Genomic DNA, 16,070 nt, shown 5'->3' with positions numbered 1-16,070 from the left:
TTTGATTAAATTAGTCATCCCATTGGTCAACAGTGTCAACTGGGGCATCAGGATTTCCGTTCCAACGGAAGTCACCGTACCAAATTGAACGCTTGTCAACGTTAAGGCTATTAATTAGGCGAATATCATCGTCGTCAAGCTCAAAATCAAAGATATCAGCATTGGCTTTAATGTATTTTTCATGAGCTGACTTTGGAATTGAGATAATGCCACGTTGCATGTCCCAACGAATGATGATTTGTGCGGTTGATTTACCGTACTTTTCAGCAACTTTCTTAACAAGTGGATTGTTTAAAGCAGCTCCACCACCAAGTGGTGACCATGCTTCAAGCTTAATGTCATTTAAGTCACAGTACTCTTTAATGTCAGCTTCTTGTTCTAATGGATGAAATTCCATTTGGTTGACAGCTGGCTTTACGGAAGCGTGCTTCATCAAGTCTCTTAGACGACGAATGTTGAAGTTTGAAACTCCAATGGCACGTGCTTTACCTTCATGGTAAATCTTTTCAAGGGCACGCCAGGTTTCCTTGTACTTGCCATTAACTGGCCAATGAATCAGTAGTAAGTCAACGTATGGAGTTTGAAGACGCTTTAATTGTCCTTCAAAAGCTTCAAGGGTTGAATCATATCCTTGGTCACCATTAAATACTTTAGTTGTTAGAAAAACATCTTCACGTTTTAATCCGTTATCAGCCAGACCCTTCTTCAGACCCTCACCAACACCGGCTTCATTTCCATATTGTTTGGCGGTATCGATTGCTCGATAACCATCATTTAGTGCCCATTCAACGGATTGAGCGGCGGTTTTGTTATCACTCTTCCATACACCCATTCCTAATTGGGGCATTTCAACGCCATTATTTAAACGTACTTTTGATTCTAAATCTCTACTCATACTTAACACCTCCATAAACTAATTGTAGGATATCACGTTATTTATTTCATGAATTTTGTTTGTTATTTTTAGTGAGCGTCACGGTAAAATCAAGTGTTCCCTTGTTCACGACGTCCAAGATGTACTGAAATAACATCATAATCCAAGAAAAAGCCAACGTGAACGAAGTGATCTCAAACGCAGTTAGTGAAAAGTAGTGCACAACTTGAAAAAGGATACTGGCCAGTACCAGTAGTAATCCAATCAAATACGACGTTTTCAGGAAGTTTTTAGAAATTCCTGGCCAAAGCCAGCGAATTCCGGCAATCAGAATAATAATAATCCAAACTAACGACCAACCAAACTGAGTGTGCCAAAAATGCATCCACGGAATCTGAATGTCATTGGGAATAATCCCAATTGCGGCCACGTTAAACGCCATTAACGTCAAAAGGATGCGTAAAATCCACGTTTGGATGGTTGGTTTTTGCACTGATTTTAACGAAACAAACAAGAAATCAATCACGGCCCACATCAATAAAGCAGAAAAGATAATGGTCAAGTTAAACTGCCAACTGTCGGTCGCTCGACTCGTCCCCAAAAAACTAAGGTTATGGCGCCACCAGTAACGATGACTATTTGACGACATGGAGATCAAAACGCCAGAAACAATGATTAGGTTTAAAAGATCAACTAATAAAGTCGGGGTTAAAGCAACTGCCACACTAATCATGACGTAGTTCACAATTCCCTCTAAAATGGCAATGATGATGGTCGCAGTATACACATCAAAAGTAGCACCTTTAAAAGCAATTCCCAGGATCCAAAATACCCCCAGCAATCCCACCAATAAACTGGCGGTGAAGGATAGCACGATCGTTGGGAAGTTTCGCCAGTAAATATTACGATAAATGGTATTTTGTGGATTCTTACGACTTTTAATGAGAAAAATCGTAAACAGTAAAGCCCCAAAAATCAGTCCCAATATAATGGTGCCACTGGCAATCGAATATTTACCACTGATGGGAACGATCCGAAAGTGCCGATATTTAAAAAAGATTAGTGCGATTAACGCGGTAATCACCGCCGGAATCAGCGACCACCAGATCGAAACGTTCCACGAATTCGGGGTGCCATCGTTAACTTTGTCGACCGTCATTCCCTGTCTTCGCAGCGTCAAGTTAAGTTTGGCTCCTGGCCTAATATGTAGCCGTTCAACGACCTGATTTGGGATTGCAATTTTATACTTTGGTTCCGTCATTATGATTCCTCGTTCGTTATGAATTTGAAAATAGTTTCATTCCTCTATTATAACGGACCCAGGAATAATTATTAAAAAAAGAAGCAGAATTCTATGAATTCCGCTTCTTAAATTAGTTAATTGATAATTTTAATTTATTTGTCATCACCAGTGAAATCGAAAACAACACGGCCAACAATCTTACCAGCCTTCATGTCATCAATGACGTTATTGATGTTTTCTAACTTGTCGGTTCTAACGATTGGTTTAACCTTACCTTCAGCACCGAATTGGAAGGTTTCTCTAAGATCTTGTCTAGTTCCAACTAGTGAACCGGCGACTTTAATCCCGTCAAGAACGGTCTTATCGATGTTAAGTGCCATGTCACCCTTTGGAAGAGCAACCGCAACTAAAGTTCCATCGGGACGCAAAGCGTTAACTGATTGGGTAAAGGCATCCTTGTTAACGGCAGTAACGATTGAATCGTAAACCCCACCAACTTTATCTTGAACTTGTTGGGCAACGTCACCATCATGTCTGTTAATCAAAACATCGGCACCGTTTTCTTTAGCGGCTTTCAGCTTCTTAGGATCTCCATCAACAACTACGACTGGAGCACCAAAGACGTTTTTAGCAAGTTGAACTCCCAGGTTACCTAATCCACCGGCACCAACGATTTCAACCCACTTGCCGGGTCTCGTGTCACCAATCTTTAAAGCCTTGTAAGTGGTAACACCAGCACAAGTTAATGAAGTTGCTTCAACGGGATCCAAACCTTCGGGGACCTTAACGGCATACTTAGCATCAACAATACATTCTTCTGCCATGGCACCGTTAACAGTGAAACCAGAGTTTTTAACGTTACGACATAAGGTCTCATTACCAGTAACACAGTATTCACAAGTGCCATCAGCTGAGTAGAACCAAGCAATGGAAACTCGGTCGCCAACTTTTAAGTCGGTAACATCGTCAGCAACTTGGGTAACACGTCCAACACCTTCGTGACCAATGATTCGGCCAGGAACTTCACCGAAGTCACCAGAGGCAACGTGGAGGTCAGTATGACAGAGTCCACAATACTCAACTTTAACTAATGCTTCACCCTCGTGAATTGGACGAAGTTTAACATCTTTAACATCAACGTATCCATCTGAATTATCTCTAACAACTGCTGCTTTTACCATATTAATTCTCCTATTCCTATGATTTATAGTCGTCTATCTATCAACAATTCCTATCATATAGTTAAAATTTTCACGTGTCAATAAGGAATTGTAAGCGATAACAGATTGTAATATATCCTTAAAAAAGGAAGAATTAAAAAAGTGATTTATTTCCATGCCCAGGGGTCTTGGTGCCATTTATTAAGTCGCTCGTACTGAGTATTTTCGATTTGACCATTGTTAAGCATTTGCTTAATTAGTTCAGGATAAGTTAACAGCGGAACAAATCTTAAATCGGCCTTGTCAAAATTATCGTCGGCATCACTAAAACCATAAGAGAAGATGGAAACCACCCCATCAACTTGATGGCCGTCATTTTGAACTGCCTGAGCCGCCTTAATCACACTGCCGCCAGTTGAAATTAAATCATCAATGAGCACAATGTGATCATCTGGGCCTACTTTTCCTTCAATCTGTTTACTAGTCCCATGATCCTTTGGCTTGGATCTAACGTAGATCATCGGTAACTTCATTTCTTCAGCTACCCAAGATGCATGCGGGATTCCAGCCGTTGCCACTCCGCCAATGACCGTGACGTTCGGAAAATTAGTCTGAATTAACTGACTAAGTGCCTGATAAATCTTTTTTCTTAGTTCTGGATACGAAATTGTTAAACGTAGATCGGTATAAATTGGCGACTTAATCCCACTGGCAAACGTAAAGGGGCGTCTTGGATTCAGTTGAACGATTTGGTCGTTAACCAGGTCCTTTAAAATTTCAGTTGTACTATTCATAACTAATCTGTCCCTTTCCTTAAATTCCATTCATCATTGTATTTTTGATAAGCCCGATAGGGATGTTCATTCTGCGTAATGGGACGTCCTACCACAATGGCAGACGCACCATCACGTCGCGCTTGTTCTGGTGTTGCCACCCGTTTTTGATCTTCACTGGCGTCGTCCTTACTTCTGATTCCAGGCACAACGTAATCAAAATCATCACCAACTTGTTTCACTAAGTCAGGCAGTTCCTTAGCGGAGGTAATGACCCCCTCGCAACCAGAACTTTTAGCTAACTTAGCTAGAGAAACCACCTGCTCATTCATGCTCAAAGAACAATTTTGTTCGTTAGCGAGTCCTTTTTGCGAAATAGAAGTTAATTCGGTCACCCCTAATAACTCGGGAACCTGATTATGAGACTGATTACTGCCATCAACCAATCCCCTTTTGGCAGCCTTCATCATTTCACTTCCACCAAGCGTGTGCACAGTCACGTAGTCAACCCCAAGTTGAGCAAGCTGAAACATGCCCGCGTATACAGTATTAGGAATGTCCATTAACTTCAGGTCTAAAAAGATTGAACACCCCTTGTTTTTGATTTCTTTGACCGTCTCAGGACCGTATCGATAGAAAAGTTCCATGCCAATCTTGACCGTCAACTGACTTGGGTACGCAAATTGATCCAAAAACGTATTTACGTCCATCTGCGTCGGAAAGTCCAGCGCAATCATCATTGTCTTCTTCATTTTCTTACCTCGCAAAAAAGGACCAATCACAGACAAGTGTCAGAGAATGGTCCTTTAAAATTAAATTTATATCAGTTAATAAACATAATCTTGGTTTCTCTGAACCAACTTAATTAATTATTACTCTAAATATAGGGAATATCGGTGGGGCCGTCAAGGTAAAAGTTCATCTTGTCAAAACAATTTTACTATGTAATAATCACTAACAGCGTCAAATAAACAAGACCAGCGAGTCTTAATTTGGAGGAAATTATGGATAAAATAAGCAATAATACTGAGCACAGCCATGCATCAATGAGCAAGAACCAGAAACTAGTCTTATTATCGTCTAGTTCTGGTTTTGGCCTTGAAAACATGGATGTGCTTTTTCTGTCTTTTACAATGAGTTCGATCATCGCATCTCTACACATCTCAGCCGGAGCGGCCGGGTTAATTGGAACCATCACCAACTGGGGAATGCTGCTTGGTGGCGTGATCTTTGGATTTCTTGGTGACCGTTTTGGTCGAGTCAAGACGTTTACCTACACCATCTTCATCTTTGCGTTTGCGACCGCTCTGATGGGATTTGCCAACAACATCTACCTCATCTACTTTCTAAGACTATTGACCGGGATTGGAGCTGGTGGTGAATACGGACTCGGGATTACTTTACTAGCTGAAGCATTCCCAAAGAATAAGTTAGGAAAAATGTCATCAATTGCATCTGTCGGCGGGCAAGTCGGTGCCTTACTTGCAGCAATCTTGGCCGCCTTTGTTATTCCACACCTTGGCTGGCATGCGTTATACCTATTCGGTCTCATTCCGATTATCCTAATATTCTTCGTTAGACGCCACTTACACGAGTCGGACGAGTTTCTTGAATCAAAGCAGGAACAGACCATTTCAACTGGCGAAGCAATTAAAAAATACATGTTTTCAGACTTTAAGACCGCCTATCAAAGTGTCGGTTTAATGATTATGACAACTGTTCAGATCGCTGGATACTTTGGGTTAATGAACTGGCTTCCAACCATCGTTCAAAAACAAAGCGGCTTAAACGTCGCGGGATCCTCACTGTGGATGATTTCCACCATTATTGGGATGAGCGTTGGCATGATGGTGTTTGGCACGATCCTTGACCACATCGGCCCCCGGCTTTCATTTGGGATCTTCCTGATTGCCTCATCAATCATGGTTTACTTATTGGTACTAGCCCACACGACGATTGCTTTACTAGTGATTGGTGCCATCGTTGGCTTCTTCTCAAACGGGATGTACGGCGGCTATGGTGCGGTAGTTAGTCAACTCTATCCTACTGAGGTTAGAAGTAGCGCTAACAACATCATCGTGGGTGTTGGTCGAGCAGTTGGTGGGATGTCATCGGTCATTATCGGGATTTTAATGGATCAGTACAACCTGTACGTAGTGATGATTTTCCTCTCTATTTTATATTTAATCAGCTTTGTCACCATGATCAGCATCCCTGGCATTAAAAAATTAAGTAAAAACACTAAATTAAGTGCAAATAACTAACATTTTTAAGCCAAAAGAACTAAAATAGACATGAATAAATGAAAAAGGGGATATATAACATGGCTGATGATTTTGAAACACCACGTGTATTAGACGAAAAGATGTCAGAAGTATTTGATTGGAGCGATGACTCAATCCCAGTACGTGATGCATTATGGGATCACTACATGGAAGATAACAGTCATGATACCATGAAGACTGAATCTGATATGGAAAAGTACTTAAACATGAGCGATGACGATGTTAAAGCTGATGCTGAAAAGTTACTTAAGAAATAGTTTTTGATTCTTAGAACTCATTATCAATTGATGGGTTCTTTTTTTATACAAAAAGAGATGACTGAATTGTCATCTCTTTTATTTAGGATTAATTGTTAACGATTCGTTTTATTCTACGCCCTTGGTTGAAGATATCATGTCTAGTTTTTTTAATCTGCTCCTAATCATTATAATTGTGGATAAGACAGCTAAAACAACAATCAACGAAGCTAGAACAATACTAGTAATAGAAATAAACGGATAATAAATTATCTGACTGGTATTAAAAGTAGTTACGTACTTGGATAGGAACCAGTATCCAAACGGAATCCCCAAAAACCAACCAACTACCGTAATTGTTAAACTCTCAATAATCGTTAAATTTCGGATCTGTTTACGAGAGAATCCTAGTATCTCAAGAGTGGCATAACTTCTTGACCTTTCTGTAAAGCTTAGAGATCCCAAATTATAAAGAATTACAATGGTCAAAAGGATCCCAAAGATTTGAATCATTAAGAAAATACTACTCAAATTATTGACCATACTTTTAGCATTACTTTTTTGTTCTTTCAAACTAACAATCTGACTAACATCTGGACTCTTCTTAATTGAATTTGAAATGTCTTGATGATTTGTCAAAATTGACGTTGGTTGAAATTTCAACCCATTACTGGTCCACGTCTGTTTAGTTACATACATTCCTTGTGGTGCATTTGATTTAACGATGCCCTTTACCTTCAACTTCAATTTATTCGTACTTAACGACGGCTTGATAAAAACAGTATCGTTTTTCTTAACGTTAGCAGTTTTAGCAATTCCCTCAGCTAGATATATACCACCATCCTTAATTCTTTGTCCACCATCAGTTTTAAGATTGATTTGAGATCCAGAACCCAAGACAGTAAGGGGGCGATCAAATTTCCCATTTGGACTTAAATTAGCGTAAGACGTTTCAATCTTCTGCCCGTTAGTTTTGTTAACAATTCGATTAATCTCTGTCTCATTAGTCTTTTGGTTTAAATTAATCTTTTTAGCGTAGTTATATTCATGTCCATACGTTTGGTTAACCTGATTGTCCATTGAATTTTTCGTACCAAATCCAGTCATCACCAAAGCTAGTCCACCAATAACGCCGATTAATCCCATCAGCATTTGAATTTTATTACCAAGATTATCTCTAATTGACCAACGATTACCAATAGGAATTTTATTCCAAATTCGAGGAAATCTTTCGAGAAAGACTCGTTTACCATTTTTAGCAGTACTACCCTTCCTAAATGCCTGGGCTGGTGTTAATCCATGATTCACTTGCGCCGCTAGTAGTGCTGAAAAAATACATATAATCATTACTCCCACAGCAACGTAGATCGGTGCGGTAGTATAGACAATTTGCCATGACGGAAGCGAAAACATAGATTTCTGTGAATTCATTACAAATGTTGAAAGTGCTGGAGCTACTATCAAACCTGCAATTGCACCAATTCCTCCAACAAAAAGACCATACATTGAGTAATACATGGACAATACTATATTGGAATATCCTAATGACTGTAAAGTTGCCATGTCCCTTTGTTGCTGATCAATTATTTTTCTAATAGTGGTATACATGGCCAAGACCGCTAATAGAATAAAGATAATTGAAAATAGAATTGAAAGATTACGAATTTGTTTTACTCGATCAACAGCTGTTGAAATTCCAACATCGGATTTTTGAGTTTGCAAAGTGATAAATTTACTACCAATGATGTCTCTAATTTTACTTTCAGTTTTAGAATTATCACTGTCTTTAATATCGACAATATTATTTAAGGCTGGCAATTTAAATTTATTAAGCAATGTCTTTTCACTAATGATTCCATACCCATAGTCTTGTTCTTGAGGAGATATGAAATCATTGGTTCCGGTATAATACATCTTGTTCGGAGAATTTATCATACCGGCCACTTTTAATTTAATGGGTTGATTATTGAAATTAACAGTGACTTGTTTTCCCTTCTTTAACCCATTCTTTTTAGCAAACTTCTCATTCAAATAAATACCATTAGTATTTTTATTTATCTTCTTACCATTAGTTTGAAATGTACGAGAAATTTCTTGGGTTCCGGGAGTATCAATCTCTAAATAACGTTTATCTCCTTTTAATTGTGCCGTGGTACTAATTTCTGTTTTAGCCGATGTCTTTGAAACACTTGGAATTGACTTAATTGTATTTAGTTCTTTATTGCTCAAGCCTGTCGATTGTAATGTCGACGTAGCCAAATGAGTTTCACTCGTATACTGATTAATATTTTGTTTCATACCATTCCAGGTGCCCTCTAAACCGGTATAAAAAAGAACACTTAGAAACGCCATCAAAAAAACGGAAAAGAATTGAGTCCAATTTTTCACAACCGTGCGGGTTAATTTCTTAAATAAAAACTTCATCCCCAATCAACCTCCTCAACTTCAAGCGGAGTTGGATTGTCAACGATCTTATCTATTTTGCCATCATTAATATTGATAACTCGATCAGCAATTGGAGCAACTAATGGATTATGGGTGACGATCACCACGGCCGTATTTTCATTCTTACTACCCTTTAGAATTTTAAAAACTCGTTTTGAGGTTTCAGTATCAAGTGCACCAGTAGGTTCGTCACAAAGAAGTACTCTAGGATCTTTAGCCAAGGCTCTCGCAATCGAAACACGTTGCATTTCACCTCCAGATAACTGATCAGGAAAATTATTTCTTTGTTTTAAAAGACCAACCTTTTTCAAATATTCTTCTGACACTTTCTTGTACTTCCTGTTTTTTAATTGTGCCGAAATTGCCACATTTTCAAATGCCGTAAGATTAGAAATTAAATTATAAAATTGAAACACAAATCCGACAACATCTCTTCGATAAACTGTCAATTGCTTATCCGACTCTGTGTTAATAAGATCATCATTATATAAAACTTTACCTGACGTTGGTTTATCCATCCCACCTAAGATATTTAAAGTTGTACTTTTACCAGACCCACTTGGTCCCAAAATCACCGTAACCTTATTCGACTTGATATCAAAACTAACATCGTCTAAAGCATGAGTTGTTTCAGATCCATTTTGATAACTCTTACTAACATGTTTTAAGCTGAGCATAAGCGGTACCCCCATGATTAATTATTAAAAGTATGAAAAGATTTTATTTACACCTTTGATTTGTAGGTGTTATTTGTATAATATATTCATAAGTTTAAAAATAAAAGTAGGGTAATTTTTTAAAGTATCAGCAAAAAAGTAAACTGGAGGCGCTTATGGAAAACAATAACATCATCGATGACTGTCCTATTCAACCAGTTGTGGACATCATTAGTGGAAAATGGACCTCATACATTCTCTGGGAAATTTATAATGGAAATAATCATTATGGAGGTATCACGCGGGCATTACCTGGAATTAGTACCAGAACATTATCAACAAGATTAAAAATGTTAGAAGACAAGCAAATCGTTACGCGTAAAGTCTTTAATACAAACCCTCCCACTGTCGAATATAATTTAACTAAACGTGGAATGGATTTAGCACCTATTTTAAAGTCAATGAAGGAATGGTCAGAACGATATAAAAAATAGAAGCAGAATGACTTTTGAGAGTCATTCTGCTTCTTTTAATACTATTAAATTATCAACGATCGGCAACCAGCTTATATCCCCGCATTGGTACCGTCTTAATTTTTCCTTTTAGTCCAACTTGGTCTAACTTGCGTCGAAGTAAACTAATGTCGTCTTCAATAGCATCCTCATCAATAAAACTTCCGTTCGCCCACAGAAACGTCATCAATTCCTTTTTGGACACTAACTTATTCTTATGCTCAATGAAAAGGACCATTAGTGAGGTCTCAGTTGGAGTTAGCTTAATTGACTGCGTATTACTGCTTAGTTCTCCCACTGCCGGATTTAAAGTGAACCCATCAAAACTAAAACCATTACTTTTATCTGCCAAATTCTCATCTCCCATCTTATTTATTAAAATTGTCACAAAAAAAGGAAGCTACCAGGGTAGCCTCCTTAATTCGAGCTTATTAATCGTTGTCGTCCAAATCGTCGACAACCTTTTTGTAATCTTTCATAAATTTATCGTAAGCAGCAGAATCGAACTTGTCGAACTTACCAACTTCATGAAGGGTACGTTTAATTTCATGAATGGCACGGTGTTCCTCTAACCAACGATGAACTTTGTGGCCCTCTTGTGATTCAGTGCCTTCCTTGTCCAAAGTTTTTTGGAGTTCGTTCATAATTTCTGAAATCTTATCTAATGCTTTTGTTTCTTTACTTTCGTCTGACATAACAATCTCTCCCCTTTATTTAAGTATGACATTATTATATCTTGAAACGGTGGGCGTTCAAACCAATATGCTCAAGGGTTTAAGAAAGTTATAAGAGTTCTTCTTGATTCTTGTGTCGCTGGACGTACTGCAGGATGTAAACGGCCAAAATAACCAGAACGGCACCAAGAACTTCAATCCAACTGATGTGGGTGTGTAAAAAGATCACACTCAAGATAAAGGTGGCTACCGGTTGAATGGCGTCTAGTAAACTGATAACTTCTGAAGAAGTAAAACGTGAAGCGTAGATTAGTGATGAGAATGTCAGTAAGGTTCCAAAGAGGATGATTCCACAAACACCAAGGACTCCACCCATTCCTAGGTGAGGCACGTTGGTCCAAACGGGATGATTGATGTTAAAGGCTAAACTGGCAATCAAAGTTCCCCAACCAAGAACCACGATTGGTGAATTGTCGTGAGCCAGTGGTCTTGGAAGCACCACGTACAAAGCGGCAGTAATTCCAGAAATAATCCCCCAGAAAAACGAGTCAAAGGGAATGGATAATTGCGAAATGTCGCCCTTAGTAATTGAAAGAAAAACTCCAGCTAATGCCAAAACAAAGACCACGATGTCCATCTTCATGGGTTTTTTGTGCATGAACAGAAAGCCACCCAGTAGGATGAATAGTGGCGACAGGTACTGCAAAATCGTGGTGGCAGCGGCGTTACCAGTCTGAATACTAACGTAGAAACTTCCCATGTTGGCAGCTAAACCGAATAAACCATATAAGACCAGCCACATGATTGATTTCCAAGAACGGAAAACACTGAAAATGCCCTTTCCGTAAATAATGGCACTGACTAGTAACAATACAATGGCAGCTCCGGTAGTCCGCGCTGACAGGAACCACGCAGCCGGAATCCCAACGTTTTGTGAAACATACTGCGTAATAACGCCAGCAACACCCCATGAAGTTGAAGCAAACGCCGCTAAACTAATTCCCTTAACGGTGTTACTCATCTTACCCGTTTTACTTTTCATATTCTCTCCTCACAGTCTACTCTTGATCTAAGTGTGACCTTGCCTCATCAATCAGCCTCAAATCAACGTAATCATTTAAAAAACGTTCCATCGGTGTATACAAATGTCGTTTTTTAAAAGATACACTAAAATCCGCCACAATGGCAACCCTTAATTTATTTTCCGTCAAAAAAACCTGACCAATGCGTTGAAAATGTCCTTTAGTGTGTTTCCCGATTCGCCAGGTGTGAAGTTTAAAATCACCCTGCTCATCCTTCTTAATTACATAATTACCGGAGTCATCCAGTTTAACTGGAACCCCGGTAAAGCGAATTACTTTATATTTATCTGTCATGATCTTGGCTAAAGCTTCTGTTGTTTAATATTGCGACGTTTGGAGTCCTGCAAGATGTAGATGGCAAGAATGACCAAGGCGGATCCGACAATTTCCATTAAACTAATCTTGGTGTGTAAGAAGATAACACTCAAGATGAAGGTTACTACTGGCTGAACGGCATCAACTAAACTAACGTCTTCAGATGAAGCAAAGTGTAAACTGTGTAGCAAACATGCAAATGGGATCACGGTTCCAATGATGACAATCGCACCAATTCCAATGATCGCGCCCATCGTTAAGTGAGGCACACCAACCCAAACTGGTTGGTGAATGTTAAAGACCAATCCGGCAATCAAAGTTCCCCATCCAAGCACTACAATTGGTGAATTCTCTTCCATCAAGGGACGCGGAATGACAACGTAACATGCGGCCGTAATTCCTGAAACAATTCCCCAAAGTAACGCTGGCAATGGAATGGCTAACTGATTAATGTCACCCTTGGTAATGGCCAAAAAGACACCCACAAGTGCCAACAGGAACACGATTAAATCAATCTTATAGGGACGTTTATGAAAGAATAAAAAGCCCCCCAGTAAAATAAACAGTGGTGATAGGTACTGCAGGATGGTGGCTGAGGCAGCGTTTCCGTCCTGAACACTAAGGTAAAACGACATCAGGTTGGCACCTAAACCAATGATTCCATATGCCACAATACAAATAATCGATTTCCAGTCCTTAAAAACATGGAATATTTTTTTCCCATACATAATCGAACCAATTGCTAAAAGTAAAATTCCAGAAAAAATAGTTCTAACGGACAAGAACCATGAGGCCGGAATGGCGGCATTTTGTGAGACAAACTGCAAGACAACTCCTGAGACACCCCAAAAAGTTGATGCGAGGGTTGCCCACGCAATGCCCTTTAATACTTTACTTTTTCCGATGCTAGTCTTTTCTTCACTCATATTTTCACCCTAACTCGGTTTAAACCGATTCATTTTGATACACATTAATAAGTTAATTTTAGGCGTTCAGTAAAGGGCGGTCAATAGTTCATGTCATTTTAACTGACATAAAAAAAGTGAAACCAAGAAATCTTGGTTTCACTTTTAAGTTAAAGTCTAATCTTCGTTTTTATCTCGTTTAAAACTCATTGGCTGATACGTTAACCGAATGGCAGCTGGTAACAGGATTGGCAAAATAATTACTAGAATAATTAAACCAATGATAACCCCGATGGCCACCTGAATCAGTGTCAAAATTCCTGATGGAATTAGTGCGGCAAATGTACCACCCAAAATCACGGCAGCCGATAATACTACTACCCCAATATAGTTAGCTGAATTAACGATTCGTTCAGCAGGCGTTCCGTCCTTATTCTCTCTGTACCTCATCATCAAGAAGATACTGTAATCGACCCCTAATGCAATCAACATAATAAAGGTGAAGAACGGCGTGTTCCAAGTCAACATACTCTGTCCGAGGAAAACATCCGAGAAGATCCGTGTCAACGTCAGTGAAGTGAAGTACGTCAAAATCAGCGTGCCCTCAATGTAAAGTGGTTGTAAGATCGAACGGGTTACAAACATCAGTGCAATCAGGATTCCGACTAACATGATGACAGCCGTTCTAAAGAAGTCTTGTGATGCAATATCGTGGGTATCAGACATGGTTGCCGTCTCTCCCCCAATCGCAACGGTCGCATCATTTAGACTGGTTCCCTTAAGCGATTGTTTAACTTGATTTTGAACGTTTTTAACCAAGTTCATCGACTTGGCGTTTGATGGATTATCTTTTAAGACAAAGGTGATGCTTGTAATCTTGTCATTAGAAGAGACGTAGTTGTTTAAGGCTTGCTTGAAGGTATCACTTTGAAGCACTTGATTAGGAATGTAGAAGGTGTTCGCAGCCGCAGCTGAGTTCTGTAAACCAGTCAAGTATTCATTTGACTGCTGCATGCCCTTATTAATCTTACTTAGGCCATCATTTGCTTGCGACAATTGGGCTTGAACTCCTTGCAACTGTTGACCCATTGCCTGAGCATTAGCACCAATATTTTGAGTGTCAGAAGCAATGCCGGCTAATTCATTTTGAAGACCTGACATAGAAGCGGCCTGTTGCATTTGAACTTTAGAACTAACACTTTGCAGGCCGGAAGCAACAATTTGTAACTGCTGAGGACTCATTGGGGACCCCATAGCGGTAGCTTGTTGCTGCATCTGGGCGATGACTTCTTGACCAGAAGTTTGACCGGGAGCGGTACTTGCTCCACTAGCGCCTTGAATGGTCTTTAAATGATCTCCAATTGATTGGGCCGATGCCCCGATCGCCTTTAATTGATCGGCATTAAACGAGCCACTGTTAGCCCCACTCTGAAGCTGGGTTAAACCAGCATTCGCCTGTTGCATCTTACTGTTCAAAGTCCCAAGCTGATCGTTTAAGTAGAGTTGATTAATCGGTTCGCCACTTGGCTGAGTGACCGAAGCAACCGTCTTAATCTCCTTATTTTTCTCCAATTGACGAGTAATCCGATCAATTTCCATCATTGACTTCTCGTTATTGACTTTGTGTTTTGATTGAATATAAATCGTTGATGGTTCGGCAGTCCCCTTTGAGAAATGTTTAGATACCGTATTCAATCCCTGTTTTGAAGGCAATGAATTGCTTAATTCAACCGAATTATCGTAATTCAAACTGCTCTTTCCAGCAAAGAAAATCAACGGCAAAGTCAAAACTAGAACCAAGGCAATTGCCATCACTGGGTGAGCCACTGAATGACTGGACAAGAAGTACCAGATTCGGCTACCCCGTTTCTTTGATGACAAATTCTTAGCGGGCCAGTACATGGTCTTGCCAAGCAGTGCCATAAAGAACGGATTTAACGAGAGAAGTACCAGTAATAGAACTACTACCCCGATGGCAACGGCTACTCCAGACTGGTAAATTGAAAACTTGGCTAGCCCAAGCGCAAAGAAACCAATCAGGACCGAGCCACCACTGTAGAGAATGGTCTTACCAGCGCGTCTTCTGGCATCGACTGTCGCTTCCACTTTGTCCATTCCTTGCCCCAGATTATCCTTAAAACGATCGTACAGCAGGATGTTGTAGTCGGTTCCAATTCCAAATAGCACTACCACCATGAAGACCTGGGTAAAGTTTGAGAGTGGAAAGCCCATATATTTCGCTAAATTCATGACGACACTCAAAGAGACAATGAAAGAAACTCCCACGGTCAGAAGCGAAATCAACGGAACGATTGGGGACTTAAAGACGATGATCAACACAATCAAAATGAAGACTGCCGCAATGATTTCGGTCTGCTTGATTCCGTCGATCATTGACTGCCGCATGTCGTCATCTAAGACATCGGATCCCGTCACGTACGATTTCAAGTTCGCCGTTTTCGCACCCTTTTTGAGTTTGTTGTTCATCGTTTCAACCGAATCCTTTTTAGAAACATTCAGTTGAACTAATTCAGTCGTACCGTCCTTTGAAATCAGTTGTTTCTTGGTGGCGGCATTCTCATTTGCTGAAGTAACACCCTTAATTCCATAGTAATCAGCGTCATTTTTTAGCTTCGAAACGGTGTGATCAATGTTAGCCTGTTTACTAGCATCGATGCGTTTATCACCGTTGTTATATACCAATACAACCTGTCTGGTATCGCTAATGTGATGACCCCAATGCTTTTGAATATTTTCAGCAACCTGACTCTGCATGTTAGCTGGAATCTTAGTTTGTCCATGTTGTGCAGTTACCTGTGAAATGCTGGGCAAAAAGAAAATGGCAGCTAAAACAGCAAGAACCCAAAATATCGCAAAAAATATGTATTTTTTGACGAACCTATTCATCAA

Annotated in this window: 16 protein-coding genes; 3 read left to right on the top strand and 13 right to left on the bottom strand. The window is 39.7% G+C overall.

All coding sequences use genetic code 11. The features are described from left to right. Positions 1–10 precede the first annotated feature (10 nt). The 5 genes from AC6UDD_RS00875 to pyrF all read right to left on the bottom strand — a co-directional run bounded on the left by AC6UDD_RS00875 (position 11) and on the right by pyrF (position 4,802). Complete coding sequence (locus tag AC6UDD_RS00875; protein ID WP_500710686.1) at positions 11–895, bottom strand: aldo/keto reductase; 885 nt, start codon at positions 893–895, stop codon at positions 11–13. Positions 896–941: 46 nt separating this feature from the next. Further along, complete coding sequence (locus tag AC6UDD_RS00870; protein ID WP_500717597.1) at positions 942–2,135, bottom strand: DUF998 domain-containing protein; 1,194 nt, start codon at positions 2,133–2,135, stop codon at positions 942–944. Between the two features lie 134 nt (positions 2,136–2,269). After that, entirely contained in the window at positions 2,270–3,298 is a 1,029-nt protein-coding gene (gene adhP / locus AC6UDD_RS00865; RefSeq protein WP_500717595.1) for an alcohol dehydrogenase AdhP, read from the bottom strand. 146 nt (positions 3,299–3,444) lie between these two features. Then, positions 3,445–4,071, bottom strand: coding sequence for an orotate phosphoribosyltransferase (gene pyrE / locus AC6UDD_RS00860; RefSeq protein WP_500717593.1), 627 nt, complete (start codon positions 4,069–4,071; stop codon positions 3,445–3,447). Positions 4,072–4,073: 2 nt separating this feature from the next. Next, positions 4,074–4,802, bottom strand: coding sequence for an orotidine-5'-phosphate decarboxylase (gene pyrF, locus AC6UDD_RS00855; RefSeq protein WP_500717590.1), 729 nt, complete (start codon positions 4,800–4,802; stop codon positions 4,074–4,076). A 252-nt stretch (positions 4,803–5,054) separates the two neighbouring features. Here pyrF and AC6UDD_RS00850 point away from each other — a divergent pair, with 252 nt between their 5' ends. Then, complete coding sequence (locus tag AC6UDD_RS00850; protein ID WP_500717588.1) at positions 5,055–6,314, top strand: MFS transporter; 1,260 nt, start codon at positions 5,055–5,057, stop codon at positions 6,312–6,314. A gap of 59 nt (positions 6,315–6,373) precedes the next feature. Then, on the top strand, positions 6,374–6,592 hold the full coding sequence (locus AC6UDD_RS00845; protein ID WP_500695363.1) for a P8 family protein: 219 nt from the start codon (positions 6,374–6,376) through the stop codon (positions 6,590–6,592). A gap of 108 nt (positions 6,593–6,700) precedes the next feature. Here AC6UDD_RS00845 and AC6UDD_RS00840 read toward each other — a convergent pair whose 3' ends face one another. Both AC6UDD_RS00840 and AC6UDD_RS00835 read right to left on the bottom strand, forming a co-directional pair. Continuing rightward, positions 6,701–8,995 (bottom strand): ABC transporter permease, encoded by a 2,295-nt coding sequence (locus tag AC6UDD_RS00840; protein ID WP_500717586.1) that lies wholly within the window; start codon positions 8,993–8,995, stop codon positions 6,701–6,703. Further along, a complete protein-coding gene (locus tag AC6UDD_RS00835) occupies positions 8,992–9,693 on the bottom strand; it encodes an ABC transporter ATP-binding protein (protein WP_500717582.1) in 702 nt (233 codons plus the stop codon). Before AC6UDD_RS00835 ends, AC6UDD_RS00840 begins: the two co-directional genes overlap by 4 nt. A gap of 155 nt (positions 9,694–9,848) precedes the next feature. On the opposite strand from AC6UDD_RS00835, the gene AC6UDD_RS00830 reads away from it, so the two are divergent. Next, positions 9,849–10,166 carry a winged helix-turn-helix transcriptional regulator gene (locus AC6UDD_RS00830; RefSeq protein ID WP_500717578.1) on the top strand — a complete coding sequence of 106 codons (318 nt, stop codon included), beginning with the start codon at positions 9,849–9,851 and terminating at the stop codon, positions 10,164–10,166. A gap of 52 nt (positions 10,167–10,218) precedes the next feature. On the opposite strand, the gene AC6UDD_RS00825 is transcribed toward AC6UDD_RS00830, so the two are convergent. From AC6UDD_RS00825 to AC6UDD_RS00800, 6 genes are all read right to left on the bottom strand, one after another. Further along, the gene (locus AC6UDD_RS00825) at positions 10,219–10,536 is read right to left on the bottom strand and encodes a winged helix-turn-helix domain-containing protein (protein WP_500717576.1); all 318 of its coding nucleotides are present in this window, start codon (positions 10,534–10,536) and stop codon (positions 10,219–10,221) included. A gap of 79 nt (positions 10,537–10,615) precedes the next feature. Continuing rightward, positions 10,616–10,879 carry a hypothetical protein gene (locus tag AC6UDD_RS00820; RefSeq protein ID WP_500693395.1) on the bottom strand — a complete coding sequence of 88 codons (264 nt, stop codon included), beginning with the start codon at positions 10,877–10,879 and terminating at the stop codon, positions 10,616–10,618. Positions 10,880–10,967: 88 nt separating this feature from the next. Continuing rightward, positions 10,968–11,900, bottom strand: a complete 933-nt coding sequence (locus AC6UDD_RS00815; RefSeq protein WP_500717573.1) for a DMT family transporter — start codon at positions 11,898–11,900, stop codon at positions 10,968–10,970. Positions 11,901–11,916: 16 nt separating this feature from the next. Then, entirely contained in the window at positions 11,917–12,234 is a 318-nt protein-coding gene (locus AC6UDD_RS00810; protein WP_500717571.1) for a DUF7671 family protein, read from the bottom strand. A gap of 8 nt (positions 12,235–12,242) precedes the next feature. Beyond that, positions 12,243–13,181: a DMT family transporter gene (locus AC6UDD_RS00805; RefSeq protein ID WP_500717568.1), complete on the bottom strand. Its 939-nt coding sequence runs from the start codon at positions 13,179–13,181 to the stop codon at positions 12,243–12,245. A 156-nt stretch (positions 13,182–13,337) separates the two neighbouring features. Next, complete coding sequence (locus tag AC6UDD_RS00800) at positions 13,338–16,067, bottom strand: MMPL family transporter (protein WP_500717565.1); 2,730 nt, start codon at positions 16,065–16,067, stop codon at positions 13,338–13,340. Between the last annotated feature and the right edge of the window lie 3 nt (positions 16,068–16,070).

The sequence above is a fragment of the Fructilactobacillus sp. X2R1C3 genome (genome assembly GCF_059901425.1).
This window is presented reverse-complemented; position numbering and strand designations above follow the sequence as displayed.

Bases quoted from the DNA above. Each gene is read 5' to 3' on its own strand.
- AC6UDD_RS00810 (WP_500717571.1), bottom strand. From the start codon at position 12,234: ATGACAGATAAATATAAAGTAATTCGCTTTACCGGGGTTCCAGTTAAA.
- AC6UDD_RS00835 (WP_500717582.1), bottom strand. From the start codon at position 9,693: ATGCTCAGCTTAAAACATGTTAGTAAGAGTTATCAAAATGGATCTGAA.
- AC6UDD_RS00815 (WP_500717573.1), bottom strand. From the start codon at position 11,900: ATGAAAAGTAAAACGGGTAAGATGAGTAACACCGTTAAGGGAATTAGT.
- AC6UDD_RS00875 (WP_500710686.1), bottom strand. From the start codon at position 895: ATGAGTAGAGATTTAGAATCAAAAGTACGTTTAAATAATGGCGTTGAA.
- AC6UDD_RS00840 (WP_500717586.1), bottom strand. From the start codon at position 8,995: ATGAAGTTTTTATTTAAGAAATTAACCCGCACGGTTGTGAAAAATTGG.
- AC6UDD_RS00820 (WP_500693395.1), bottom strand. From the start codon at position 10,879: ATGTCAGACGAAAGTAAAGAAACAAAAGCATTAGATAAGATTTCAGAA.
- AC6UDD_RS00845 (WP_500695363.1), top strand. From the start codon at position 6,374: ATGGCTGATGATTTTGAAACACCACGTGTATTAGACGAAAAGATGTCA.
- pyrE (WP_500717593.1), bottom strand. From the start codon at position 4,071: ATGAATAGTACAACTGAAATTTTAAAGGACCTGGTTAACGACCAAATC.
- AC6UDD_RS00850 (WP_500717588.1), top strand. From the start codon at position 5,055: ATGGATAAAATAAGCAATAATACTGAGCACAGCCATGCATCAATGAGC.
- AC6UDD_RS00805 (WP_500717568.1), bottom strand. From the start codon at position 13,181: ATGAGTGAAGAAAAGACTAGCATCGGAAAAAGTAAAGTATTAAAGGGC.
- AC6UDD_RS00800 (WP_500717565.1), bottom strand. From the start codon at position 16,067: ATGAATAGGTTCGTCAAAAAATACATATTTTTTGCGATATTTTGGGTT.
- pyrF (WP_500717590.1), bottom strand. From the start codon at position 4,802: ATGAAGAAGACAATGATGATTGCGCTGGACTTTCCGACGCAGATGGAC.
- AC6UDD_RS00870 (WP_500717597.1), bottom strand. From the start codon at position 2,135: ATGACGGAACCAAAGTATAAAATTGCAATCCCAAATCAGGTCGTTGAA.
- adhP (WP_500717595.1), bottom strand. From the start codon at position 3,298: ATGGTAAAAGCAGCAGTTGTTAGAGATAATTCAGATGGATACGTTGAT.
- AC6UDD_RS00830 (WP_500717578.1), top strand. From the start codon at position 9,849: ATGGAAAACAATAACATCATCGATGACTGTCCTATTCAACCAGTTGTG.